Genomic DNA, 24627 nt, shown 5'->3' with positions numbered 1-24627 from the left:
ACATATACCTTTATAGGTATATCTACTCTGTTATCCCATAGGATAATATCACTTTATATTTAGACGAGAAAGTTAACATCATCATCTCAATTAGTAGGTGAAATTGTGTTCATGCTAGATGGGAGTAAAGTAAACGACAGTAAACTTGACTAATTAATTAAGCATTCTAATGCTATATATCATATCATCTTTTATATGCATCGTAACCATCTATACTTGGTAATTCAATCCTCTCACTATATCCAAACTCTATCTTTGATTCTATGAATGATGTGCCTATCTTCTGCATTATACTCTGCATCTCTTGTTCCATCCTCTTTATATCAGATCTTATAGAGTTGAGTACGTTCATTGTCCTTTCAAGTAACATGAGCAGTTCTTGAATGTAGATGAGTGTATCTATACGAATAGTTATACTCTGCAATGCTAATTGCGTAGTCTTCATCAACGTCAATAGTGCAGTTATATCATCATTGCAAGGAGTGTCTAATGAAGCACCGCTACTACTACTGCTACTGTTGCTACTACTACAGATATTGTTATTAGAATTGCAACTACATGTGTAACCAAGGGTACGCAGTTCTAGATCTCTCTGCAACTTATTATAGAGGGAGGTTATGGATTTGAGCTCTAACTCAAGATGGGATACTGCAGATACAACCTTATCTCTTGCATCATGTACATTACGATTGAATACCATAACAAGTACACCTCTTGATCGCTGATTGTATATAATTAGTAGATAAATAAATAAAAAGTATATGATGCCTAATCATCATAATTGCTACCTCCTTCCTCTTCTAGTTCTCATCCTTCTTCTTGTTGTTTATCTACCCTCCCTATCTACTCACTAGCCCATTATCTTGCTATCCTCACTCATGCTAGGTAGATCTGGGAACTTCTCCTTCATCTTGCTCTCAACTACGCTTGCTGCCTCCTCAAGTATCTTTGTTGCTTCTTCATTAGCATACTCGAAGTTTATGTTATAGCCTCCAACCTGTCCTGCATCCATCAGTATACCTCCAAGCAGTTCAGATATCTCGCCCATCTCATTATCAACCTCAGGCATCATGCTTGCTAATCCTGATCTAACGTTCTTTACAACAGCCATTGCTGGGCTAAGCGTGACTACAACATCTCCAAGTTCTGTTATCGTGCTGAGCCTCAACTGTATCTGCTCCAATGCAAGCTTTGCTTGGTTCACCATCTTACTCAACTTTCTTATCTGAGCCAACTCATTTGAGAGTACTGCTGAGTACTGTGTATCATGCTGCTGTATGGATTGCACTATCCTCTTGAAGAGTAACTGATCCTTCTCCCTTAACTTCTGCGCTATACTATCAAGTTTCATTATCTGCATCTGTAACTTCCTCTGTGCATGCTCTATCCTTGGCTTGAGTGGTCCTGTGGGCTTCACTACACTCTGTAACTTCTCACCCATACCAGGCTCGTTTGGCTTGCTCCACTTTGATGCAAATGCCATATCTATTCACTAAGATCGATGCATCAAAGATGACTAATATGGAAGTGTATTGATTATTTGATCAACTCCACAAATAATATTTACTATAACACATCCATCAACTGATGGTAAAGGATTAATCATACATATATGCTAAACATTAGATAAGGCAAGAAGTGTATGGAAAGGGCAGAGAGGATAGCGTGTAGAAAGGCTGTCAAGTTACATGTATTCATGCCCAGTAATAGAAGGATCTGGACTGTTGTGGGCAATAGGCATGAGTACTGGATTCGTCCCCCAGATTACTGTACATGCAAAGATTACTACTTTAGGGCAAGGGCAGTAGCAATAGAAGAAAGGGGAGAAGGGAAGGCTTCATGCTACCATCTGAAGGCTGTTGAGATAGCAGAGGTTAGAGAGATGGTTGATGAGGTGCATTTTAATGATGATGAGTACGATGGCTTCATAAGAGCATTGATAGATATGATGTATAAGCAGGTAACCAAGGATAATGATTGTTAGTTAGACTTTTATCTTGCAGTAAGCAAGCAACAACAAGGAAGGTGATATGTTATGGGTGATGGAGCAAGTATAGGTGTGGGTTCTCCTGCTCCAGACTTCACTGCAGAATCTACACAGGGTAGGATAAGGCTCAGCAACTACAAAGGCAAGAGTGTAGTACTCTACTTCTATGTAAAGGATATGACCCCAGGATGTACAGTACAGTCAATAGGCATTAAGGATAGTATGGAGAGGATAAGGGCTCTAGGTGCAGAGGTTATAGGCATAAGCAGTGATGATCTAGAGTCTCACAAGAGGTTTGCAGCAAAGTATGGGCTGAACTTCCCACTGGTTAGCGATGCAGATAATAGCATAAGCAAGGCGTATGGAGTATTCAATGAGGAGAAAGGGAGGGCAAGAAGGGTAACCTTCATAATAGATAGGGATGGGGTGATAAGGCATATAATGAATAGAGTCGATGTTAAGAGCCATGCAGATGATGTTATAGATATGCTCAAGAAGCTACAGTAGTTATGATGAAGTTGATTTATTATATGTATGTTGTACCATTGTGGTGGTGTGAAGATGAATGTACTTGTGCTTGGCTCTGGTGCAAGGGAGCATGCCATAGGCTGGAAGGTTGCCAACAGTAGTAAGGTTGAGAAGGTATTCTTTGCTCCTGGTAATGGTGGCACAAGGCTTGCTGGCTATGAGAATCTAGGCATAGGGATCAAGGAGCACGATAGACTCTTGAGGTTTGCGATGGAGCATGAATGCTTAACCATAGTTGGACCTGAGGAGCCATTGGCAATGGGCATAGTAGATCTATTCAAAGGTAATGGTCTAAGGATACTTGGCCCAAGTAGGGATGCAGCAAGGTTGGAGAGTAGCAAGGTATGGGCAAAGGAGTTCATGAAGAGGCATGGTATACCAACAGCAGAGTTCAAGGTTTTTGATGAGCCAGAGGCTGCAAAGGATTACATTGCAAGGAGCAAGAGGGATGATGTTGTAGTTAAGGCAGATGGGCTTGCTGCTGGGAAGGGTGTAGTAGTGTGTAGTAGCAAGGCTGAAGCATACAACGCAGTAGATATGATCATGAAGGATAGGGTATTTGGTGATGCTGGTAATAGAATAGTGCTGGAGGAGAGGCTCTACGGGGAGGAGGTATCCTTCATATGCATGAGTGATGGAAAGCGTATCATACCATTGGCAACAAGCCAAGATCACAAGAGGGTATATGATAACGATGAGGGTCCAAACACTGGTGGCATGGGTGCATACTCCCCCAACCCTATCATAGATGGTAAGATGCATGAGTGGATAATGCGTAATATAATGCAGAAGGCTATAGATGGGTTAAGGCATGATGGTGTTGAGTTCAAGGGCTTCCTATACGCTGGGCTTATGCTTGTTGGTGATAAAGCATATGTTCTAGAGTTCAATGTAAGGCTTGGTGATCCAGAGACACAGGTTATACTTCCAAGGCTTAGATCTGATCTTATCTATTATGTTGAGCACTGCATAGATGGTACTCTAGACCAGGCTGAGGATATGGTATGGGATGAGAGGGTAGCAGTATGTGTAGTGCTAGCATCTAAAGGTTATCCTAATGCGTATGAGACGGGCAAGGTCATAACAGGGCTTGATGATCTTAATAGTATGTACAGCAATGGTGATCATCTTGTATTCCATGCAGGTACAAAGGTTACAGATGATGGTAGAATAGTAACAGATGGAGGCAGGGTTCTAAGCATAGTAGCATTAGGTAGTGATATGAAGGAGGCTATAGAGAAGGTCTATTCTGCAGTTAATAGAGTACACTGGGAAGGGATGCATTACAGAAGGGATATAGGGAAGAGAGCGTTAAGGTATTTATTGAATAGATGAGTTGTTATCTTTTGATGATTAACATAGGAGGAAGTGAGTGGATAATCATAGTACTTCTCTTCCTCATACTCATAGTTGGGAGCAAGCATCTACCAAGTTTAGGAAGGAGCATAGGTAAGGCAGTTGGAGAGTATGAGAGGGCAAGGGCAAGTATAAGGAGGGAACTTGATAGGATGAATGCTAATACCAATACCAACACAAGTATAGGCTTAACTATACCCATAAAGGGTCCAGTAAGTAGCGAGAGGGAGAAGTTGGAGGCTGTAGCAAGGGCATTGGGTATAGATCCCAATGGAGTGAGCGATGATGAGTTGAGGAGGCTATTGCATGAGAGGCTAAACAGCAAGTAATATTTTTATAATAACCTTAATTGCAAACATCCCCATAATATCACATAATACTTCTTCACATCCCTTAGGAAGCTTTATTTATTAGCAACTTACACCTGCATGTATGTCAGATATAAATCCATTCGAGAATGCACTGAAACAGTTGGATGAGGCAGCAAGGATAATGCATCTAGATGAGGGGATGCATGAAGTGCTTAGAACACCAAAGAGAGTGCTCACAGTATCCATCCCTGTTAGGATGGATGATGGCAGGGTTAAGGTCTTCATAGGGCATAGAGTGCAGCATAACGATGCAAGAGGCCCATACAAAGGTGGCATAAGGTACCATCCACAAGTAACGCTTGATGAGGTTAAGGCATTAGCAATGTGGATGACATGGAAGTGTGCAATAGTTGATGTACCATTTGGAGGAGGAAAGGGAGGCATAGCCTGTGACCCTAAGAGCATGAGCGAGCATGAGCTTGAGAGGTTGAGTAGGAGGTATGCATACATGATCTCTGATATCATAGGGCCATACGTGGATATACCTGCGCCAGATGTCTACACAGGACCTAGAGAGATGGCATGGATTATGGATACGTATAGTGCGTTGAAGGGAAGCATAAGTCCAGGTGTGATAACTGGCAAGCCATTGAACATAGGAGGCTCAAAGGGGAGGACGGAGGCTACTGGCCTTGGAGTTGCATTCTGCGTAAGGGAAGGAGCAAAGAAGCTCAACGTAGATCTGAAGAGCGCAAGGGTTGTGATACAAGGATTTGGGAATGCAGGAACCTATGCTGCAAAGTTCCTTAAGCAGATGGGTGCAAGTATAATTGCTGTTAGCGACTCAAAAGGAGGTATATTCTACGATGGGAAGGATGGGTTGGATGTTGAAGCACTAATAGAGCATAAGACAAGGACAGGCATGGTTAGAGGGTTCAGGAATGCAAGGGAGATAACAAACAAGGAGTTACTTGAGTTGGAGTGTGATATACTTGTACCAGCAGCGTATGAGAATCAGATAACAAAGGATAACGCTGAGAATATAAAGGCAAAGATGGTTGCAGAGGCTGCAAATGGGCCTACTACTCCAGAGGCTGATGAGATCCTATTCAAGAAAGGCAAGTTAGTAGTTCCAGATATACTTGCAAATGCTGGAGGTGTAACAGTAAGTTACTTTGAGTGGGTTCAGAACCTAACAAGGGATTACTGGAGCTATGAGAAGGTGCATGATATGCTAGAAGGTAAGATGGTCACAGCATTCAACGATGTGTATAGAACGGCAGAGGAGTACAAGGTTGATATGCGCAAGGGTAGCATGGTACTTGCAGTTAACAGAGTTGTTGATGCAATAAAGGCTAGAGGGATATGGCCGTAATAGCAATACACTGCAGAGTAGCAATACAAGCCCGATGATATAGTGTAAGGTGATGCATTCTCATCCTATAGATAAGGATCTAACATATCTATCTTTTATTTGTGTTTACTGCTACATCTCTCTGCATACTCATATATTAACATCGCCAAAGTCTCCCCAATCCCAACCTCCTCCCTCTCCAGCATCTCCTCCCATATCTCCACCTCCACTTCCAGCACCAGCATCAGGTACCTGCTCTGGCATGTAATCCTGTGCAGCAAGGTTCATCATGTTGAGCATGGTCATCCACATCATCATATCCATTATGCCCATGAAGAGCATTATAGGTATCCAACTCCTCATAGATAGCGCTTCCCTCTCGAACTCCTGCTTCTTCCCTTGTTCAGCAAGCATAACCATCCTCTGCCATCTCTGCTCCAACTCGAATCTTCGCTCCTGCAACTCCCTAGTGCCCTTCTCCGTCATCGTTAACTCAACCTTCCTCTTGCCTAGAAAACCCTTCTTCTCCTTCTTAACTATAAGGCCATGGAGGATCAACCTCTCAACTATCATGGCTACATCGAATGCTGATAACCCTGTAGCCTTTGCTATCTTCTCCTCTGTATTGTAACCTTTGGCTATAGCACTTAGCACCATAACATCCTTTGGCTCATCCTCTACACTACTCATGTATATGATTTCTACAATCTCATTAATAGGTTTTATCCTATTATAGCGTAAATAGTAGTATGGATTGATTTGTTGCATAACTAGAGGATATAGCCATTCCTTAACATAATAGCATTATTGACTATGCTAGATTTATGGAATATGCTCATCTATAGCCTATATTGGTGCATACTTGATTTCAAGTTGTGCAAAGCAAGATATATAGTAATCAGTTTGAGTCATGCAACAAAGCAAGGAACTCTACAGAGAGTGTACACTCCTCAGCAAATAGTGCTCTCATTAATTGAAATGCTCTGGCAACTGTAACGAAGTCTTTCAAACTCATATAATTACATAAAATAAAGAGAAGGAGAAAGATAAGAGAGATCTCTAGCCAATGGTGTTGCTATCTGTTGCTATACCCATTGTATACTGTTGCCTTAATAGGCATAAGTACTCTACCAATCATTATTGTTAATGCAACTACACCAACTAGTATTAGCATGAGATTGATAGGGAACTCTGGTATGACTGGCATTATACCATCTACCAGTTCCTTTATTCTATCTGCAGAACGCTTCTCATCCATAGCCATCTTTACATCGTTGAAGAAGCGCTCTATAACTACACTTGTATCTGAACTTATGCTATCCTTTACCTTAGTTGTGAATACATGCTCTGCTCTAACTATGAATGCTTGTGCATCCTCATACTCTATGATATTGCTTACAGTACCTTCCTCCTCGACACCCTCCTCATACTCCTCCTCTGTATGCTCAAGTAGCATCTTCATAACTTCAAACCAGAACTGTACACTGCCCTTATTCTCATCACTTATAAGGTTTGATGCATTCTCGAAAAGCGCATCTATAGCATCTATCTCTGCCCTCAACTCTTCATATGATATTGCTGGTACCTTGGATGGAAGTCTTGTAAGTTTATCCCTCAACTCATTTATCAGTTCAGGATTCCTCTTCTCTATAATGGGGGCTATCTTGTCTAGATGCTCTGCTGCAGGATGTCCTGCATGGGCAATAGCCCCATTATCATTGCCTATACTCTTGTTATTTAAAGCCTGCATGAGATGCCCTCTACTCGCCTCTATGTTCACTATAAGAGTTAGATCCTCATCATGCATGCTAATATCCTGAGCATATGAATTGTAAGGAGCGATAGCTGTAGAGACTATAAGCAATAGTATTACTGCTTGTATTATTGCTGCCATCATGAACCTCCTTGACCAACTACCTCTAACAATACTACCGTTTGTCATACATGCTCATATGTATTAATAAGATATTCATAATTTAAATAATCTACCAAATTCTCATATCTAGGAATGGTTATCTTGGTACTAGATTTTATTCCTAATTCATTGTTCTTCGAGGCACAGATAGAAGGGTATTACTATGCTCCTGAAACAAGTGTTTTAAACTCAAACAGGTTCAGAACCCCTAAATCATTATAATTCTTATATAAAAACAGGACAAAAATTGCTTTGTTGCATAACTAGATATCGCCATTCCTTAACATAATTAGCATTATTGACTATGCTAGATTTATGGAATATGCTCATCTATAGCCTATATCGGTGCATACTTGATTTCAAGTTGTGCAACAAAGCAGTATGGATCATTAAGCATTTAGAATAAATAATAGGATGTTCCTTGATCTAGAAGTTATGCTATATAGCCTATTATCCTTCCTTCTCTCTGCTACTTACTCTGTGCTGAATGAGTGACCACAAGCACAACTCCTTACTACGTTAGGATTGTTTATCTTGAAGCCAGCACCCATGAGGCTCTCTATATAGTCTATCTCGCTACCCTTAAGGTAGTTGGAGCTGTAAGAGTCTACAAGTATCTTAACACCATGCTCCTCCAAGATTATATCATCCTCTGAAGGTTTCTCCTCAAAGCCCATACCATATGAGAGACCAGCACAACCACCACCAGCAACATATACCCTAAGGTATAGATCATCCCTACCCTCCTGCTTCATGAACTCTTTAACCTTCTCTGCAGCCTTTGGTGTTAATACTATCAGCCTTTGAATACTCTTCTCCATACCCTCATCTATACTTATACAATATAATAAGCTTTACTTTAGTAACATAGATCAAACAAAAATAATAATAATGGGCGAGCATATTAATCTAGGCTGTTTCTACCTCTTCTGCAGGAACCTGTTCATCCTCTCTACTCTATCTGGGTGTGTGAAGCAGAGGCTCCAACCCCATAGTTCAAGTGCAAGACCAGTGTTTATATCGCTCTCTACCCCTCTGTTTATAAGCATCTTTGATACCCTCACTGCTAGAGTACTGTTCTTTGCTATCTCCTTTGCCATTGCAATAGACTCATCAAGGAGTTGAGGCAACTCTACAACCTTGTTAACCAACCCTATACTTAACGCCTCTTCAGCATTAACCCTTCTGCCAGTGAATATAAGTTCCTTTGCTCTTGCTACCCCAACTATCCTTGCTAGCCTTTGTGTACCTCCCCATCCTGGACATATCCCTAGCCCAACCTCTGGCTGCGCTAGCACAGCATTCTTGCTTGCTATCCTTATATCACATGCTAAAGCAAGCTCGCATCCTCCTCCTAGAGCATAACCATTAACTGCTGCTATCACTGGCTTGTTAAGGTTCTCTATCTTGCTCATCGCTGCATGTCCTCTCCTAGCATACTCCTCAGCCTCTAGAGGAGATATCTTGCTCATATACTCTATATCTGCGCCAGCAGAGAATGCCTTCTCCCCTGTACCAGTTACTATAACAGCCTTTACCTGCTCATCACTTGCAAGGTTATCCATTGCACTGCTCAACTGTGCTATAACATCTAGGTTCATTGCATTCAACTTCTCCTGCCTATTTATCCTTACTATTGCTATACCATCATCCCTCTTCTCTACAAGTATGTACTGTTGCTGTTGCTGCTGATTTGTTGGCTGTGATGATGCCATGGTATTTCCATAAGCCATGAGCAAATAAACTTTGCACTCATCTATTTACACTGGTATAGGTGTTATGGGGAATGCACCACATACTCTACAGAACCTTGCATCATTGCTTATGCATGCACTGCACTCACTACACCTTGCCCTATCTCTACTGCTTCCACAATCCATCAGGTATGGTGCACCAAACATCGCTCTATATATCTCATAGTAGTAGAGATGCTCCTTGCTCCTTATCCTAACCCTATCACCATCAAGGTAATCCTTGCTCCTCCTTGCAAGGTACTCATCGCCAACCATGGAGGCAAGATAACTGCTTAATATGCTTGTATTTGCTCCCTGCTCCATTGGCATCTTTACCCTCCATGCTATATCCTTGCCTAGAAGATGCTCAAAACATAACCGTAGTATGAACTTGCCATACCTCTTACCCTCATACTCATTAACCTTTAGCCTCACTGGTATGCTCTTAGCATAATCTAATACATCTAGATATGGTAAGGATACACTCATGCCAAGATCTTCTGCTATTGCTATGGAAGAGAAGTGCATTATCCTCTCAAGCCTTGCAAGTTCATGCTCCAACTGCTCATAACTCATGCTAAGCATGTATGAGTAACCAGCGAATATCTCATCGCACCCATCGCCTGTTATTACATGCCTTAAGCCATATTCTCTTAACTCCTTCATTGCAGCGTATAGCACTATGGAGTTCCTAACCTCCATTGGGTCGAATGAGTGCATAACTCTTATAACCTCTCTTGCTATACTAAGCATCTCATCCATGCTTATAGACTTGATGAGTAACCTCATCCTTAACCTCTCTGCAACCATTCTAGCATACTTGATATCTTGAGAACCTTCATGGCCTACACATATAGCGATTACATCCTTAGCCTTATCAATACTTGATGCTAGTGCAGCAATTATGCTACTATCCAAGCCTCCAGATAACAGCACTGCTTTACTGGCAGATGGGATGCTAGTACTGCTAACATGTCTGTATATGCTGCTCTTGAGTATCTCCATCAACCTGCTGCATATGGTATGATATGTATCATTGGAACCTGCTGGATACATGAGATAGCGTAGAGGAATATTTATATAAATTGTGACGATATAGATGGTGTGCTACTCCCTTCAGAGATAGAGTCGAGATCGCTGATCCCCGCAATAAGGGCAATAATATCTAGGAGGCTTGTTAATGAGTACAATATGAAGGAAGAGGATGTTGCAAAGCTCCTAGGGATAACTCAGGCTGCAGTGAGCAACTATATAAGGGGTACGAGAGGGGATGCTGAACTTGCAAAGAGGCTCATGAGTGAGCCTACAGTAGTTAGGAGGATAGATGAGATAAGTAATGAACTTGCCACTAACAGAGCATTCATGCCATCTACAATGGCAAAGTACATAGGCCTACTCAACTACATAAGGCATAGCCTGCTAATATGCGATATACATCATGCTATAGAGAAGAGCATAGATAAGGATATATGCAAGGCATGTGAGGATACGTTAAGAGAAGGGCTGAGAGCCTGATCTATAGTTAAACTATAGTGTATAAATTAAATTATATGGCTTAGGATATCCTAAGCCCTCTCCTCATGAGGAGGAAGAAGAGTACAAACGGTACAAGTATGACTAGCAGCAGCACTAGTGCAAGTATACCAGCATCTGGTACAAGTACAACGAATGGGAAGGGGAAGATCACAACTATGCCTCCACCCCCTCTACCTGCATCTGTTGCGCCATTAAGCCCTTCTCCCTGCCCCTGCATCTGGCTTACACTCATGGATGCGTATGAGATGAGAAGCATTCCTACTATTATTATTGATATTCCAACTATGAGCATTGGTATATCTACTACATCCCTCAGTGCTGTATAGCCTATCCTGAATACATCCTTGCTATCACTACTACTACTTCTCCCATCCCTCATCATGGCTATATCATGCTCATCATCATCATCAACATCATAAATCAATGCACACCTCTTGCATACACCATCATCACCCATACAAATAGAGCATACTGGTCTCTTGCATATACTGCAGTGATCTATGGCTATACCATCACATATGTAACATCTAACCCTAGAGCTCATCTCATACTCACCATGATGAAGAAGATGATTGCTATGAGTAGTGCTATTGGTACTATGAGTAGTAGAGACCTAGAACCCTGCCAGACTATTGGTATTGGTCCTAGAAGTATGAACCCCATAGATCTTCCCTGTAATGAACCTGCCCTACGAAGCATGGCAAATGCTACGATGATCATGCCTATTAGTACCAATGCAAAGCCAATAAACACCAACAGCCTTGCATCCATAACCATAATACTATAGATTAGTTGATCTGCTATTTATTACTAATCTAACCAAAATAAATAAAAATGAGGATTCGATTGGTTAATGCTCCTCCTTACCTGCCCTGTGTATTAGCCTCAGCAATTAGAGCATCTAGATCCTCCTTGCTTACATCCATAACCGATATAATGGATATCCTGAACGGTTTGCCACAGAGCCTCCCCAACTCCATAGAGTTCTTATCTATATTGTAGATGTATGCTGAACTGTTTCCATTACTCCTTAACCTCTCAACCACATCTCTGCTTACTGATCTGGAGCATATGATGAGTTTGGCATTGTTTATATCCTTCAGCACCTCCCTGCTACCTATCCTGCACGAATTGCTTGCCATTGCATTTCTAACTATCTTTGCTATTAGCTTGCTCATAACTAACCACCTTCTGCATCTGAGGATGCTACTGAGGCTGAACCATTACCAACCTTCATGTACAGATCAACCATGCCAGTACCTACAGGCACAGTTGAACCAACTATAACATTCTCTGTAACACCCTTAAGGGGTTCTATCTCCCCTTTGAGTGCTGCCTCTGCTATAGTTGGAACCGTTATCTCGAATGCTGCCCTTGCAAGTACACTAGTCTTGGTTCCAGCAACACCATGCCTACCTATCTGCTGGAGCATCCCCTTGCTTGTCATTACATCAGCAACAAGCATTATATGCCTTATATCAACCTCCAGACCCTGCTCCTCCAGTGTATTCATTATCTCCTTTACAAGTGCTGTCCTAGCAGCCTCTATGCCAAGCACGTTTGCTATCTCATATATGTTGTTTGTTGTTGTTCTAGTAGGATCAACTCCATCAACATCAAGGACCTTCTGCAGGTTTGAGCCTGCAGTCTGTATAACCCACTCATCGCCCTGCTTAACTACAGTTACACGCTCTATCTCAGGTATGCCCTTTATCTTTGTGTTCAGTATCTTTCCCTTGAGTGTGTTCATAGTTCTAGCATCTGCTCCTGCAGGGGGTCTTATAGTTATCATACTGCTACCATCAACACTAACGTTAAGCTTCTTCTTGGATGACTTGAGTGCATTAACTATGGTATCAATATCGCACCCTCTCTCCTCCATCTTCCTTGAATCAAGAACTAGATGGAGTGCACCATCAACATCAACCTCAGCGCTCTCAACAAGATCGTTGAGCTTTGTGAAGAGTATGTTCCTTGCTACTTGAAGTGCACTCTCCCTTGACCTTGCATATTCTGGCAATAGGTATATGTCCATGGTTGGTGTCTCTGGCTTCTTCCTTGCATCTAACAACTCTATGAGCCTTGGCAATCCTAGGGTTACATTCCTCTCCTTTATACCAGCAAAGTGGAATGTCCTAAGGGTCATCTGTGTACCAGGCTCTCCTATTGATTGTGCAGCAACTATACCTATAGCCTCTCCTGGTTCTGCCCTAGCCTTCTCAAAGAGTTCTACAACATGTTTGCATACCTTCTCTACTCCATCCCTGCTTAGTCTAACCTTCATCAACTCATGCTTAAGCATATCCACTATGCTTGGGTTGAGCATGCTAGCATATCCATCAACTATTCTACCTATCTCCTCATCACTTGCCTTCTCCTTCTCTCCTTCCTCTATAAGTGCCTGTGCATTAACAAGCCTCTCTATGTTAACAGCACTACCATGGTCACTCTTTGCTGGGTCTATACTATCCTCTCCATACACAAACTGCACTACATTGCCAAATGAGTCCCTAACTGTATGATCGTACTCTATCCTTAGATGCTCCATTGCATTTATTAGCCTCCTCTGCAGATACCCGCTCTGCTGCGTCCTTACAGCAGTATCAACAAGCCCTTCCCTACCTCCCATTGCATGGAAGAAGAACTCCAATGGATTCAACCCATCCCTGAAGTTTGACTTTACAAAGCCCTTTGCATCAGGATTTATATCATCTGGAAGGAAGTGGGGTAATGCTCTCCTCTGATACCCTCTCTCTATCCTCTTCCCTCTTATTGACTGCTGACCAAGTATTGCAGTCATCTGCCCTATGTTGAGTGTTGAGCCTCTAGCCCCAGTACTTGCCATTATAACCCCAGCATTGCTATCTGGGAGCGATCTATCTGCTGTTCTACCTGCTCTATCCCTTGCCCTAGAGAGTTCATTTACTATCTGCAGTTCTAGTGTCTCCTCTGGCGATAATCCTCTTATGGGCTGGAGTGTACCTTCTCTATACTGCCTTATAAGATCATAAACCTTCTCATACGCACTCTTTATTATGTTATCTATCTCCTTCCTTGCATCCTCAGGTAGCAGGAGATCATCGTAGCCGTAACTGAAGCCATAGTGTGTTATGAAGTGGGTTAGTATCCTGAAGAGTGAGTTAAGGAAGGACCTTGCAAATGATGTACCATAGTCTTTGGCTAATCTATGCAGTATGCTGTCTGGCTCCTCTGCTCCTATTGATGCCTTGTCTATAACACCACTAAGCAACATGCCATTCTTTATTATCACATCTGGCTGCTTGCTTGTCTTTGCACTCTTCATCCACTTTGATATCAAGGTGTAGTTGAAGTCCTTTGGTAGGAGGAGGGAGAACAGCTGCTTACCAGTATACCTACTACCATCACTATTGCCTATTAGTGCTGAGAGGTCATGCTTTATACCTCCTATGAATGCTAGATTAACAAACTCCTCCCTGCTTAGCACTGTATCATCCTTTGTGAGTAGGTACGCTGCTGTTATGAAGTCCCTTATTCCTCCTATTATGGGGCCTCCATACCTAGGGGATATCAACTGATCATGAACCTGCATGAGTATCTTTGCCTCTGCCCTAGCCTCAACGCTCTGAGGGACATGGAGGTTCATCTCATCACCATCAAAGTCAGCATTGTATGGCGGGCATACAGATGGGTGTAGCCTGAATGTTCTGTATGGCAATACCTTGACCAGATGGGCCATTATGGATATCCTGTGCAGTGATGGCTGCCTGTTGAATATCACTATATCACCATCCATGAGATGCCTCTCAACTATGAACCCTGGGGCTAAAGACTCTGCAAGTGTGCTTCTATCTGCTACATAATCAAGCCTTATCTTCACACCATCAGGCCTAATTATGTAGTTTGCTCCAGGATGCTTGTTTGGCCCATTCATTATCAATGCTCTAAGCCTATCAATATTCCATGGGGATACAACCTCAGGTATAGTTAACTTCTTTGCTATCTCCTCTGGCACACCAACCTCTGATATATCAAGGTTTGGATCTGGTGAGATGACAGTCCTTCCAGCAAAGTCAACCCTCTTGCCTGATAGACTGCCTCTGAACCTCCCCTCCTTACCCTTAAGCCTCTGCGAGAGGGTCTTCAATGGCCTCCCAGATCTATGATGGGCTTGTGGTATGCCAGATACCTCGTTATCGAAGTATGTTGTTACATGGTACTGGAGTAGATCAACAAGATCCTGCACTATTAGTGGTGGTGTACCTGCCTCCTTACTCTCCTTAAGCCTCTGGTTAACCCTTATTATATCAACCAGCTTGTGCGTAAGATCATCCTCAGACCTCATACCAGTCTCAAGTATTATTGATGGTCTGACTGTAACAGGTGCCACTGGTAGAACTTGGAGGACGAACCACTCTGGTCTTGCAGTCTCTGGGTTGTAGCCTAGAAGCCTTAGATCATCATCAGGTATATTGATAAGCCTATCCCTTATCGCTATAGGGAGTAGCCTATTCTCCTCCCCATTCTCAGTCTTCTCGTAGAATGTTGTTGGCTTTACAAAGACTATCTCATACTGCTCCTTGCCACAGTGAGGGCATGTCTTTGCCTTCTTGGCCTTCTCTATGAGTTCATCCTTTATCCTCTCAACGACCAACTGTGTATGTATCTCCCCACTGTTCAACCTTGCCTTGTACTCAGCAATCTCATCAGATGATAGTTTGAGCCTAGAGCATCCTCTGCATGTAACCTGAAGCAAGAGATGGATATCATCAACAAACGATATGTGGAGTACTGGTTCAGCCAACTCTATATGCCCAAAGTGCCCTGGACATCTAGCAGATGTATTACCACATGTAGCACACTTCTGACCAGGCTCAAGTATGCCTAACCTGCTATCCATGAGTCCTCCCTGCACTGGCAATCCATCCTCATCATATGTCTCTGGTGCTGTTATCTCTGCTACAGAGTACTTTCTTATCTCGCTTGGTGACCATACAGCAAACTTTATACCTGCTATAACCTTTGTAACCTCCTCTGCTGCAACACTCATATGCCTACACCTTCTCCTTGAGGATCAATCTTGGGAGTATGTTGAGGCTCATTATCTCCTGCAGGAGTAGTTTGAATGCATACGCTATAGTTACTGATGATACCCTAGCCTTCTCACCACATATCCTGCACACGTATCGTCTCTGCTTTGCATCATAATAACTTATTAGACCACAACGCTCACACACATATACCTCTGTCTTATCAGACTCCTCCAGAAGCCTATCCTTTAGGAGCATAGCAGCACCATAACCTATCAGACAGTCCCTCTCCATCTCACCAAACCTCAAGCCTCCTCCCCTTGCCCTTCCCTCAGTTGGCTGCTTTGTAAGCATCTGTACCTGACCCCTTGCCCTTGAATGCATCTTATCTGAAACCATATGGTGAAGTTTCTGATAGTACACAACTCCTATGAATATCTCAGCAGGGTACCTCTTACCAGTCCTCCCATCGTACATAACTTCTTTGCCAGTGTACTTGAACCCATAACTCTCAAGTATAGCCTTTACATCCTCAACCTTCTCACCATAGAATGCTGTTCCATCTATGAACCTTCCTGCCAAGGCTGCTGCCTTGCCGGTTATGGACTCTATGAACTGGCCTACAGTCATCCTTGAAGGGAATGCATGGGGGTTTATTATAATATCTGGCACTATACCCTGCTCAGTGTACGGAAGATCCTCAGGGTTTGCAAGAACACCTATCACACCCTTCTGCCCATGCCTAGATGCAAACTTGTCACCTATCTCAGGTATACGCATATCCCTAACCCTAACCTTGTAGAGTTTGCCACCCTCGGTTGACTGGGTCATTATCACTGTATCTACAATACCAGTCTCTGATGGCCTCATGCTTACACTTGTATCCCTTCTATATGGGCCCTTGACCTCAAACTCCTTGTACTCCTCCATGAACCTTGGTGGGCTTGTCCTTCCTATAAGCACATCACCTCCACTTACAACTGCCTCCTGCATAACCACACCATCAGCCTCAAGCAGCCTATAGAACTTCTCACCCTTGTAGCCTCTAACGTTTGCATCTGATGATGGTATCTCAAAGTTATCCTTCATACCTCCAGGGTACTGCTTCGCCTCAGCCTCATAAACCCTGTAGAAGAACGATCTTGCCAAACCACGCTCTACAGATGCCTTGTTAACAACTATAGCATCCTCTATGTTATAGCCCTCAAATGGTAGAACTGCTACTATACAGTTGGTGCCAGTTGGTCTCTCCTCTATGCCTAGCAATGGTATTGCTCTAGTCCTAACAAGTGGTACTTGGGGATATGCAAGGAAGTGCTGCCTAACGTATGTGTTGAAGTTCATCATTGGTGTTGAGAAGCCTAGAGACTGCTTTGCCATTGCTGATTCATATGTATTCCTAGGAGACTGGTTATGCTCTGGGTATGGTATCATAGATGCTGCAACCCCAAACATAGCTGCAGGGAATATCTCAAGATGCGTATGCTTCTCAGTTATCTGTGATGGATCCAATGCTATGTAGCAGTTCTCCTCCTCATTTGCATCTATCAACTCTATCATGCCCTTGTAGAGCAGATCCTCATATGATAGCAGCCTACGCCTCAACTTCTCCAACACCTCATCCGTAATACCATGCGTGCCATTGTTGAGTACTATAAGTGGTCTTAACACTCTTCCTGCATTACAACTTATGTATACCCTGCTTGTAGCCTTCTCAACCCTAGGCTTGTAGTAGTATATACCAACATGTGGATGTAGTTGCCCACTCCTCCTCAATGCTCTTAACTTACTTGCCAATACCTCTCCATTCTTAACGAAGCCTATCAACCTACCATCAACGAAGACCTTGCTTCCTTCTCTCTTCAACTCATCACTAGCATCCTGATGGTAGATCACGCCATGTTCATAAAGCATCTCTATCACCTCTGCTGCTGGCACAGTTATAGAGAGTACTGCAGATAGTGCAAGGTTCTTCACAAGCCCACAGTTAGAGCCCTCAGGGGTCTCATTGGGGCATATCCTCCCAAAGTGCGTTGGATGAAGGTCCCTAGCCTCGAAGTTTGGCTGGCTCCTACTCAATGGTGACTGTATCCTCCTAAGATGGCTTATGGTTGAGAGATAATTGGTTCTATCGAGTAGTTGGGTTACTCCTACCCTCCCTCTACCCCAGTTCCCAGTTGCTATTGCATTGTTGAGTTTATCTGTTATTATCCCAGGTCTAACAGCAGCCATGACAGCATTTATGCCTCTCTTCTGACCAGAGCGCTCAAGTTGATACTTCATATCCCTGACAAGGTTCCTGAATGCTGTCCTGAATAGATCTGCAAGCATCTGACCTGCAAACTTTATCATCTTGTTACCATAGTGATCCTTATCATCTGGATCTATCCATCCTAGCTTGAGTTCTATGAGTTTGCATGCAGCTTCACCTATGAATAGCGCCTTGTCAAGCCTGCTATCTGGAGTCCTTCCAAGGTGTGGAAGCAGGCCCCAATCCAAGAGGTTCTCAGTCCTCTTCAACTGGAACTCCTCAAGCATGTTTGGTGCTATCCTCTTGCTTATGTAATCTATTGCCTCCTTCGTACTTGTAACCTCCCCAGCCTTCTCAAATGAAGGCTCCAACCCATCCTGAATCTCTGGCTTCAACGATACAGCATCTGCTATCTCCTTATCTGTCTCTAACCCTAATGCACGCATCAACACAACCAATGGGATATCAACTGGAGAACCTGAGATCCTTGCAACTATAGAGCCATCCTGCTTCATTATTAGTTCCAACTTGGTTCTATAGCCAACTATTGAGGAGTATATCTTTGCTGTATGTACCTTAACACCGCTAACCTCCTCTATATCAACTATGATCTTGTTGTAGGATAGATCCTCCAGCCCAACTATCACACGCTCTGATCCATTTATTATAAAGTAGCCTCCTGGATCTCTAGGATCTTCATTAACCTCTATGAGCTTGCTCTCAGACATGTTGTGAAGCACGCATAGGTTCGACTTGACCATGACTGGTAGATCTCCTATATGTATGCCTCTAGTCTCAACTATCCTGCCATCCTCCACTATACTGCACTCAACTATTATTGGTGCTGAGTAGGTTAGGTTCCTAAGCCTTGCCTCCATAGGGGTTACGTATGTTATAGAGCCATCTATCTCAGTAACCCTTGGATACTGCAACTTAACCCTACCAAGTTTCACCTTGTATGGATACTCTGGGTTCTCTATCTCTATCTCCCCAACCTCATCTATTATGCTCTGTATCCCCCGCTCTATGAACTCGTTATAGGAGTTGAGATGCTGTTTAGCAACACCTTCCCTAGTCAGGATATCGTATATTATTGGCCAGAAGCCTTGATGCTTGATTGTAGTTGCTGACGTGCTCATATGCTTACCCCTCTACTACATATCTGTAGTATATACTTACCCCTGCTGTTGGGCTCTTCCTTATTATCTTAACTATATCTCCAGGCTTAGCATTAAGGTTCCTTATCGCTGGGTCACTTGCAAGTATGAATGGGAGTTGGTTAGGTTTTACATGGTACCTCTTGAGTACCTCTTCAGCCTCCTCCTTGCTGAGAAGTATATGTTCAGGCACGTACTCATGCCTTATCATCCTATTGCTCATGCATTCTATCACCTACCTAAGAATCTACCCTCGCTAAGACTACTCTAGAACCCAAATTTACACCTTTCCCCTGTATGTTATATCAACCCTCTGAAAATTAGTAATAAATAAGCAAGGGTTGAGGATAAAGCAATATAAAATAAAGGATACACAATGATTAGTAAAATAAATAAATGAATTTAGTTGAACGTTTTGTACATAAAAGATATATACTATTATGTATATAGGGTCTCAATGGCCAGATATAGATCTGCACTAATAGGAACGCTTGTAGCATCTATGATGCTACTTGCAGCACCATTTGCAGTGTATGCACAACAGCAACAGATAACCATAACGCTAGATAAGCAGTCATACAGTACTGGAGATACGCTGAAGGTTACTGGAAAGGTACCTAGGGTCATAACTGGGCTAGATGTCATCATCCAGATAATGAATGAGAGGAATAATCAGGCAGCATTAACACAGGTTACACCAGCAAGCGATGGTAGTTTCAGTGCAGAGTTCAAGCTTGGAGGACCATTCATGAGCAACTCTGGTACATACAAGGTTGTTGTAACATACGGCGATATTCAAAGTAGTGCAGAGTTTGCATTCACTGCACAGGCACAACCAACAGTAAGAGAGTTCAGTGTAAAGATAAGTGGGATACAGGAGGATATAACGCTAAGAGGTACAATAACAGTTGGGAATGTACAATCAGCAACTCTAGATCAAGACTTCAACAGCATAGTGCTACAGCTCTCTGACATCAATACTGATAGCAAGTTGACAATAACTGTACCATCTACTGTGATAAGGGATGAGTTCAGGGCTCAGTTCATGGATGTTGATTTCATAGCATTCAGTGAGGAGACAGATACAGATATTCAAGCCAATGTAACCAAGCATACTGCTAATGAGGCTACACTAGAGATAGATGTTCCTGCTGGTGTTTCGACTTTGGAGATAGTTATTGCTCCAGAGAATATAGCTGTTGTACCAGAGTTTGGTGTGATAGCAGCTCTCATACTTGCTGCTGGTATAGGTACCTTCATAGTAGTCAGTAGAAGGCAGATGGTAAGGGTATTCCCACAGATATAGCATAATTAATTAAAAAATCTATTTATTTATTTATTTTCTATATTAAAAAATTAAGGATTGATCATAATAAATTAGTAATAAATTATTATAAGGAATACATACAGGCTATGCTACCATCAATCAACTTGCTGTTACAGTTATTGGCCTCCTGTACCTATCAACTATATCATCTGGTGTTCTACCAAAGAGTTCTTTACACAATCCCCTAAGATACCTCATTATTGCCCATGTACCAGCCTTTATAAGCATGGTCATGAAGACCTTCATCAATGGTCCATAGGTCTTGTTCCTGACTATTATTGGTATTATATCGTTTATAACCTGAAGGTTATGCTCCCAACAACGCCAGAAGACAGTGAACTGAATCTCATTCAGGTTCCTGAAGTGCATAGAGTTGCGCTCATTGAAGTCTTGGTATAGTAATGGTGCTATCAAGCCCCTCATCCTCATCGCTATAAGACTCTCTATAAGATCAAGGGTATCCCTTGTATCATCTGGACTCTCATCTGGCCAGCCTACTATGAGTGTTAATGCAGGGAACCAGTTGTTCTTGTTCAGTATCCTACACCCTTCCTTCACAACCCATGGCCACTCCTCTGGTGAGAATGGCTTTGTCTTCATACCCAGATGCCTTCTTGCAAGTCTTGGAGAACCAGTCTCTAAACCTAGATTTGTAGCAAGCCATCTCTCATTGCTCATCTCATTTATCCTACTCAACTCCTCTATGAGATCTGGCTTTGCAACAACGCCAGAGAGCGTCATGTGTGTTGTGCCTACGAACCTTGCGCCTAGGGACTTCAAGCCTTGCCATAGGTATGTTATTGCATCCTTGTTTGGTATGAAGTCCTTGTTATCACAGCCGTAGAGGAGTATCTCATCAGATTGAAGCCAGATGCTATCAAAGCCATAGTCAAGGTTTATCCTTGCTTCTCTCTGCAACCTCTCCAGAGGGAAGTCCTTCTTGGAGCGCTTATTAACATCACAAAAGTCACAGCCTCTCCCACATCCCCTCATCGCTTCTATTAGAGAGTTGACCGTTGGACCTTGTATCTCTGGTATGTTATCTATATTCCTGACCATTGCATACACTAATGGCTTCACATTGCCCTGCTCTGCATCCCTGAATAGATCTACTGCTATCTCATCTGCCTCCCCTATCACTACAGAGTCTATGCCATGTATCCTCATCCTATCAGGTTTTGCCAACTCCCATGAGCCATTACCCCCAACCAGAACCTTGAAGTTGTACCTCTTCTTCAACTGGATGATCTTTGCACACATACGCTTGAACTTCATTGCTATATACGATAATTTCTCTGGGCTCATGGTAGTTGTTACTGGGGCCATGCCTAGAGGGTCCATAACATTTATGCCTACAACCTTTGTATCCTCGCCTATCGCTCTATCAAGCATATCTGGATGGGCTATGAAGACCTCATCCCTTCTATACTCCTTGAGGAGTGCTGATTCTATCCTTCTAAGCCCACACTGAGCAACCTTTGCTTCTCCAGTTACTGGATCAGTCTCAACACTTGGGCAGAAGACCTTATCGAATACCCACTCTGGCACAAGTTCGTATGGCCCACAGGCTATGAAGCCGTACAGGAAGTTACCCCTGTAATTTGTTGTTAAGCTTCTATCTGCAGTCAGCACTATACGCCTACCGCTCATCTATGCAGATCTTCCCATCATAATATAAAACTCTTTTTATAGCATTCACATTATGCTTAGTGTTTAATCAGCATCTAAAGTGTAACGTAAGGGATTAATAGTTAGAAGGGTTATTATTATATGCATATGGATAATAGCAGAGAAAAGGTGGGTAGAGATGATGTTAAGGCAAGCCTATGGGTATTCCATGAGCAGATCATGCATGAGGATGAGAGTGTAAAGGAGTCATGGATAGTCATAGTTGAGAGGAGTAGATATAGCCTCTTTGGGTTCAAGGTTGTGCAGCATGAGAGTTCAATGTATCCAGGTTATCCAGGGTATGTTGTAAGCAGTATAACTGCATTGGATAGCCTTACTGCTGCAGCAGAGATGGAGAGGCTTCAGGGCATGCATGGTATCAAGCATGTAAGGGTTGAGATAAGCGATGAGGAGGCAGATTCATGGTATAACATGCTTGCTAACCTATCAGATATAACTAGAAGTGTGCTCAACCCAGCCAAGGATATGCTTGAGGGTGTAGCAGCATTACACTGACTAACCTTCTTCTTCTTTATTATTTTATTGCATAAATTAGTAAATGATATATCATAGTTCCCTAAATTAAGGTCATGGGCAAGACCGAGAGGTTTACAGGGCTCAATGTTGATCTAGAGAGGTTAGCAACAAGGGTGCAGATGTATCTACAGGAGAATGGATTTGAGGTGGCATACTCCAAAGACCCTACTGCACCACCATCGTGGTTCTTCATACAGGCAAGGAAGATAAGTACGCTTAGAAGCATAGCAGGTGCAAGGAGGAGTACTGACATAACCATAAAGGGTAAGCCAGATGACTTTGAGGTTACTATAAGCACTGGGGAATGGGGCAAGAACATGCTCTCATCTGCTCCATTGTTCATAGTACCTATAGTTGGGATAACAGCAACTGTAGCAAAGCTCTACACAGCAAAGAGCTTCGAATCAAACCTATGGAAGTACATAAAGGATCAGATCAAGTTCCTGAGTAACAGTGCAGTACAGGTTGAGAGCAAGGAGAGGTTGGATAAGAGGGTTTATGACTGTGACTACGTTGAGGGTTATCCAGGCTGGAAGGATAGTGTTGAAGGTGGCAGACTTGTGCTTGAGAGGAGTAGAGATGGTAACAATAGAGTAGTGTTCACATCAAGCAAGGGGGATATAGTTATACCTGCAAGCAGTATAGAGCAGGCACAGATAATAGCAAGGAGGAAGGGATTGCATGAGCATGATCTAATGATACAGATGGTTGTGAAGCAGAATGGGAAGAGCATAAAACCTGTATTCAACCTTAAGGATGAGATAATAGCTGGTGTCCTTGCTGGGATAAACGAACTTGTAAGTGAGGAGAAGGCGATGAGGAGCATAGAGCATGCAAGTGTGATAACGGATGTGAAGTATTGCATAAAATGTGGTGCAGAGATACCAAAGAGTGCAAGGTTCTGTTCCCAATGTGGTTCTCCTCAGGAACCCTCATGATGATAACTATGATAGCCTAACCAAAAGATTTAATTTAATTTTTTATTGTTCTAACATTTAGAACAACATATTCTAATCATAATTGATGGATTCTAAAGCATAGGCTTAATCCTACTGCATGTATATAGAATGGTGAGGGATGTGGCGATGGCAAGCAGAATAATAAGCAAGAAGGTTATGGGCATGGCAGGTGCAGGTATAGTAGCATTCACTCTGCTACTTGCATTTCTAGCAGTAGAGCATACTACGATGGTTAATGTAAGGGCAGAGGAGCAGAGTAATGGGAAGGATGTAGTAGAGAGGATAGAACTATCAGTTATAGGTAATGCTATACAGAATATCAAGCCTGATAAGGCTAGCATAAGTGTGGGTGTTGAGGTGCAGGAGAAGACAGCAGGAGATGCAGCAAGAAGGAATGCTGAGTTGATGAATAGTGTAATAGAGGCTGTAAAGGCTTTAGGCATAAAGGAGGAGCAGATAAGCACAAACTACTACAGCATATACCCTGTTTATGAGCCTAGGAGCAAGGCTGAGGTATGTATAACAATATACCCTCCACCACCAGAGTGCCAAGAGCAGGTCCTTGTTGGTTACAAGGCAGTTAATAACATAACTATAACCATGGATGTTAACGTACAGAATATTGGTAGTGTTATAGATGCTGCTGTTAATGCTGGAGCAAATCAGGTTTATGGTGTGAGCTTCTTCATCTCCCAAGAGAGGTTTGATGCTGTAAAGGCTTCACTGCTGGATAAGGCAGCAAAGGATGCAAGGGTCAAGGCTGATAGTGTTGCCAATGCACTGAACATGAAGGTAGTTGGGGTTAAGAGCGTGAACATAATGGATGGGTACTACTATCCTACACCAATGTATGCAAGGGAGGCACCAGCAACAACACCTATAATACCACCCAGTGAGCAGAGTGTATCTGCATCTGTACAGGTTGTATTCTGGCTTGAGTAGTAGTTAGTAGAGTTGCTTCACAAATAACTCCCACTCTATTTATTATGTATTACAAGG

The 24627-nt window shown here is 42.7% G+C and carries 24 protein-coding genes; 10 read left to right on the top strand and 14 right to left on the bottom strand.

Annotated elements, in window-relative coordinates:
• Nucleotides 1–184: 184 nt before the first annotated feature.
• Together CRG89_RS02240 and CRG89_RS02235 are read right to left on the bottom strand one after the other, a co-directional pair.
• Nucleotides 185–700 (bottom strand): hypothetical protein, encoded by a 516-nt coding sequence (locus CRG89_RS02240; RefSeq protein WP_103286741.1) that lies wholly within the window; start codon nucleotides 698–700, stop codon nucleotides 185–187.
• A 150-nt stretch (nucleotides 701–850) separates the two neighbouring features.
• Nucleotides 851–1483: a Snf7 family protein gene (locus CRG89_RS02235; RefSeq protein WP_103286740.1), complete on the bottom strand. Its 633-nt coding sequence runs from the start codon at nucleotides 1481–1483 to the stop codon at nucleotides 851–853.
• A 159-nt stretch (nucleotides 1484–1642) separates the two neighbouring features.
• Between CRG89_RS02235 and CRG89_RS02230 the strand changes: the two genes are divergently transcribed.
• From CRG89_RS02230 to CRG89_RS02210, 5 genes are all read left to right on the top strand, one after another.
• Nucleotides 1643–1984, top strand: a complete 342-nt coding sequence (locus tag CRG89_RS02230; RefSeq protein ID WP_103286739.1) for a hypothetical protein — start codon at nucleotides 1643–1645, stop codon at nucleotides 1982–1984.
• Between the two features lie 51 nt (nucleotides 1985–2035).
• The gene (locus CRG89_RS02225; protein ID WP_103286738.1) at nucleotides 2036–2494 is read left to right on the top strand and encodes a peroxiredoxin; all 459 of its coding nucleotides are present in this window, start codon (nucleotides 2036–2038) and stop codon (nucleotides 2492–2494) included.
• 54 nt (nucleotides 2495–2548) lie between these two features.
• Nucleotides 2549–3850, top strand: a complete 1302-nt coding sequence (gene purD / locus CRG89_RS02220) for a phosphoribosylamine--glycine ligase (protein WP_103287877.1) — start codon at nucleotides 2549–2551, stop codon at nucleotides 3848–3850.
• A 14-nt stretch (nucleotides 3851–3864) separates the two neighbouring features.
• Nucleotides 3865–4200 carry a twin-arginine translocase TatA/TatE family subunit gene (locus tag CRG89_RS02215; RefSeq protein WP_158648664.1) on the top strand — a complete coding sequence of 112 codons (336 nt, stop codon included), beginning with the start codon at nucleotides 3865–3867 and terminating at the stop codon, nucleotides 4198–4200.
• A gap of 103 nt (nucleotides 4201–4303) precedes the next feature.
• The gene (locus CRG89_RS02210) at nucleotides 4304–5557 is read left to right on the top strand and encodes a Glu/Leu/Phe/Val family dehydrogenase (protein WP_103286736.1); all 1254 of its coding nucleotides are present in this window, start codon (nucleotides 4304–4306) and stop codon (nucleotides 5555–5557) included.
• A gap of 129 nt (nucleotides 5558–5686) precedes the next feature.
• On the opposite strand, the gene CRG89_RS02205 is transcribed toward CRG89_RS02210, so the two are convergent.
• From CRG89_RS02205 to CRG89_RS02185, 5 genes are all read right to left on the bottom strand, one after another.
• A complete protein-coding gene (locus CRG89_RS02205) occupies nucleotides 5687–6226 on the bottom strand; it encodes a hypothetical protein (protein ID WP_103286735.1) in 540 nt (179 codons plus the stop codon).
• 385 nt (nucleotides 6227–6611) lie between these two features.
• Entirely contained in the window at nucleotides 6612–7478 is an 867-nt protein-coding gene (locus tag CRG89_RS02200; RefSeq protein WP_103286734.1) for a hypothetical protein, read from the bottom strand.
• A 446-nt stretch (nucleotides 7479–7924) separates the two neighbouring features.
• On the bottom strand, nucleotides 7925–8272 hold the full coding sequence (gene erpA / locus CRG89_RS02195) for an iron-sulfur cluster insertion protein ErpA (RefSeq protein ID WP_103286733.1): 348 nt from the start codon (nucleotides 8270–8272) through the stop codon (nucleotides 7925–7927).
• Nucleotides 8273–8371: 99 nt separating this feature from the next.
• On the bottom strand, nucleotides 8372–9166 hold the full coding sequence (locus tag CRG89_RS02190; RefSeq protein ID WP_103286732.1) for an enoyl-CoA hydratase/isomerase family protein: 795 nt from the start codon (nucleotides 9164–9166) through the stop codon (nucleotides 8372–8374).
• A gap of 45 nt (nucleotides 9167–9211) precedes the next feature.
• Nucleotides 9212–10240 (bottom strand): asparagine synthase-related protein, encoded by a 1029-nt coding sequence (locus tag CRG89_RS02185; RefSeq protein WP_103286731.1) that lies wholly within the window; start codon nucleotides 10238–10240, stop codon nucleotides 9212–9214.
• Between the two features lie 48 nt (nucleotides 10241–10288).
• Here CRG89_RS02185 and CRG89_RS02180 point away from each other — a divergent pair, with 48 nt between their 5' ends.
• A complete protein-coding gene (locus CRG89_RS02180; RefSeq protein WP_103286730.1) occupies nucleotides 10289–10699 on the top strand; it encodes a transcriptional regulator in 411 nt (136 codons plus the stop codon).
• A 40-nt stretch (nucleotides 10700–10739) separates the two neighbouring features.
• Here CRG89_RS02180 and CRG89_RS02175 read toward each other — a convergent pair whose 3' ends face one another.
• The 6 genes from CRG89_RS02175 to CRG89_RS02150 all read right to left on the bottom strand — a co-directional run bounded on the left by CRG89_RS02175 (nucleotide 10740) and on the right by CRG89_RS02150 (nucleotide 19360).
• Nucleotides 10740–11264, bottom strand: a complete 525-nt coding sequence (locus CRG89_RS02175; protein ID WP_103286729.1) for a hypothetical protein — start codon at nucleotides 11262–11264, stop codon at nucleotides 10740–10742.
• Nucleotides 11261–11497: a TIGR00304 family membrane protein gene (locus CRG89_RS02170; protein WP_103286728.1), complete on the bottom strand. Its 237-nt coding sequence runs from the start codon at nucleotides 11495–11497 to the stop codon at nucleotides 11261–11263. Before CRG89_RS02170 ends, CRG89_RS02175 begins: the two co-directional genes overlap by 4 nt.
• 86 nt (nucleotides 11498–11583) lie before the next feature.
• Nucleotides 11584–11898: a ribosomal L7Ae/L30e/S12e/Gadd45 family protein gene (locus tag CRG89_RS02165; protein WP_103286727.1), complete on the bottom strand. Its 315-nt coding sequence runs from the start codon at nucleotides 11896–11898 to the stop codon at nucleotides 11584–11586.
• Nucleotides 11899–11900: 2 nt separating this feature from the next.
• Nucleotides 11901–15749, bottom strand: a complete 3849-nt coding sequence (locus CRG89_RS02160; RefSeq protein ID WP_103286726.1) for a DNA-directed RNA polymerase subunit A' — start codon at nucleotides 15747–15749, stop codon at nucleotides 11901–11903.
• A 4-nt stretch (nucleotides 15750–15753) separates the two neighbouring features.
• Entirely contained in the window at nucleotides 15754–19119 is a 3366-nt protein-coding gene (locus CRG89_RS02155; RefSeq protein WP_103286725.1) for a DNA-directed RNA polymerase subunit B, read from the bottom strand.
• A gap of 4 nt (nucleotides 19120–19123) precedes the next feature.
• Nucleotides 19124–19360 (bottom strand): DNA-directed RNA polymerase subunit H, encoded by a 237-nt coding sequence (locus tag CRG89_RS02150; RefSeq protein WP_103287876.1) that lies wholly within the window; start codon nucleotides 19358–19360, stop codon nucleotides 19124–19126.
• 234 nt (nucleotides 19361–19594) lie between these two features.
• On the opposite strand from CRG89_RS02150, the gene CRG89_RS02145 reads away from it, so the two are divergent.
• Nucleotides 19595–20443 carry a PEFG-CTERM sorting domain-containing protein gene (locus CRG89_RS02145; protein ID WP_103286724.1) on the top strand — a complete coding sequence of 283 codons (849 nt, stop codon included), beginning with the start codon at nucleotides 19595–19597 and terminating at the stop codon, nucleotides 20441–20443.
• A 120-nt stretch (nucleotides 20444–20563) separates the two neighbouring features.
• Here the strand turns inward: CRG89_RS02145 and CRG89_RS02140 are convergent, their stop codons facing one another.
• Complete coding sequence (locus tag CRG89_RS02140) at nucleotides 20564–22114, bottom strand: B12-binding domain-containing radical SAM protein (protein WP_103286723.1); 1551 nt, start codon at nucleotides 22112–22114, stop codon at nucleotides 20564–20566.
• A 126-nt stretch (nucleotides 22115–22240) separates the two neighbouring features.
• Between CRG89_RS02140 and CRG89_RS02135 the strand changes: the two genes are divergently transcribed.
• The 3 genes from CRG89_RS02135 to CRG89_RS02125 all read left to right on the top strand — a co-directional run bounded on the left by CRG89_RS02135 (nucleotide 22241) and on the right by CRG89_RS02125 (nucleotide 24570).
• Complete coding sequence (locus CRG89_RS02135) at nucleotides 22241–22648, top strand: hypothetical protein (protein ID WP_103286722.1); 408 nt, start codon at nucleotides 22241–22243, stop codon at nucleotides 22646–22648.
• 74 nt (nucleotides 22649–22722) lie between these two features.
• A complete protein-coding gene (locus CRG89_RS02130; protein ID WP_103286721.1) occupies nucleotides 22723–23607 on the top strand; it encodes a zinc ribbon domain-containing protein in 885 nt (294 codons plus the stop codon).
• Nucleotides 23608–23736: 129 nt separating this feature from the next.
• Nucleotides 23737–24570 carry an SIMPL domain-containing protein gene (locus tag CRG89_RS02125; RefSeq protein WP_103286720.1) on the top strand — a complete coding sequence of 278 codons (834 nt, stop codon included), beginning with the start codon at nucleotides 23737–23739 and terminating at the stop codon, nucleotides 24568–24570.
• Nucleotides 24571–24627 lie beyond the last annotated feature (57 nt).

Origin of the sequence: Candidatus Nitrosocaldus islandicus (assembly GCF_002906215.1) — an archaeon.
In the GTDB taxonomy this organism is placed as follows: Archaea; Thermoproteota; Nitrososphaeria; order Nitrososphaerales; family Nitrosocaldaceae; genus Nitrosocaldus; species Nitrosocaldus cavascurensis.
This window is presented reverse-complemented; position numbering and strand designations above follow the sequence as displayed.

Bases quoted from the DNA above. Each gene is read 5' to 3' on its own strand.
- CRG89_RS02240 (WP_103286741.1), bottom strand. From the start codon at position 700: ATGGTATTCAATCGTAATGTACATGATGCAAGAGATAAGGTTGTATCT.
- CRG89_RS02235 (WP_103286740.1), bottom strand. From the start codon at position 1,483: ATGGCATTTGCATCAAAGTGGAGCAAGCCAAACGAGCCTGGTATGGGT.
- CRG89_RS02230 (WP_103286739.1), top strand. From the start codon at position 1,643: ATGGAAAGGGCAGAGAGGATAGCGTGTAGAAAGGCTGTCAAGTTACAT.
- CRG89_RS02225 (WP_103286738.1), top strand. From the start codon at position 2,036: ATGGGTGATGGAGCAAGTATAGGTGTGGGTTCTCCTGCTCCAGACTTC.
- purD (WP_103287877.1), top strand. From the start codon at position 2,549: ATGAATGTACTTGTGCTTGGCTCTGGTGCAAGGGAGCATGCCATAGGC.
- CRG89_RS02215 (WP_158648664.1), top strand. From the start codon at position 3,865: ATGATTAACATAGGAGGAAGTGAGTGGATAATCATAGTACTTCTCTTC.
- CRG89_RS02210 (WP_103286736.1), top strand. From the start codon at position 4,304: ATGTCAGATATAAATCCATTCGAGAATGCACTGAAACAGTTGGATGAG.
- CRG89_RS02205 (WP_103286735.1), bottom strand. From the start codon at position 6,226: ATGAGTAGTGTAGAGGATGAGCCAAAGGATGTTATGGTGCTAAGTGCT.
- CRG89_RS02200 (WP_103286734.1), bottom strand. From the start codon at position 7,478: ATGACAAACGGTAGTATTGTTAGAGGTAGTTGGTCAAGGAGGTTCATG.
- erpA (WP_103286733.1), bottom strand. From the start codon at position 8,272: ATGGAGAAGAGTATTCAAAGGCTGATAGTATTAACACCAAAGGCTGCA.
- CRG89_RS02190 (WP_103286732.1), bottom strand. From the start codon at position 9,166: ATGGCATCATCACAGCCAACAAATCAGCAGCAACAGCAACAGTACATA.
- CRG89_RS02185 (WP_103286731.1), bottom strand. From the start codon at position 10,240: ATGTATCCAGCAGGTTCCAATGATACATATCATACCATATGCAGCAGG.
- CRG89_RS02175 (WP_103286729.1), bottom strand. From the start codon at position 11,264: ATGAGCTCTAGGGTTAGATGTTACATATGTGATGGTATAGCCATAGAT.
- CRG89_RS02170 (WP_103286728.1), bottom strand. From the start codon at position 11,497: ATGGTTATGGATGCAAGGCTGTTGGTGTTTATTGGCTTTGCATTGGTA.
- CRG89_RS02165 (WP_103286727.1), bottom strand. From the start codon at position 11,898: ATGAGCAAGCTAATAGCAAAGATAGTTAGAAATGCAATGGCAAGCAAT.
- CRG89_RS02160 (WP_103286726.1), bottom strand. From the start codon at position 15,749: ATGAGTGTTGCAGCAGAGGAGGTTACAAAGGTTATAGCAGGTATAAAG.
- CRG89_RS02155 (WP_103286725.1), bottom strand. From the start codon at position 19,119: ATGAGCACGTCAGCAACTACAATCAAGCATCAAGGCTTCTGGCCAATA.
- CRG89_RS02150 (WP_103287876.1), bottom strand. From the start codon at position 19,360: ATGAGCAATAGGATGATAAGGCATGAGTACGTGCCTGAACATATACTT.
- CRG89_RS02145 (WP_103286724.1), top strand. From the start codon at position 19,595: ATGGCCAGATATAGATCTGCACTAATAGGAACGCTTGTAGCATCTATG.
- CRG89_RS02140 (WP_103286723.1), bottom strand. From the start codon at position 22,114: ATGAGCGGTAGGCGTATAGTGCTGACTGCAGATAGAAGCTTAACAACA.
- CRG89_RS02135 (WP_103286722.1), top strand. From the start codon at position 22,241: ATGGATAATAGCAGAGAAAAGGTGGGTAGAGATGATGTTAAGGCAAGC.
- CRG89_RS02130 (WP_103286721.1), top strand. From the start codon at position 22,723: ATGGGCAAGACCGAGAGGTTTACAGGGCTCAATGTTGATCTAGAGAGG.
- CRG89_RS02125 (WP_103286720.1), top strand. From the start codon at position 23,737: ATGGTGAGGGATGTGGCGATGGCAAGCAGAATAATAAGCAAGAAGGTT.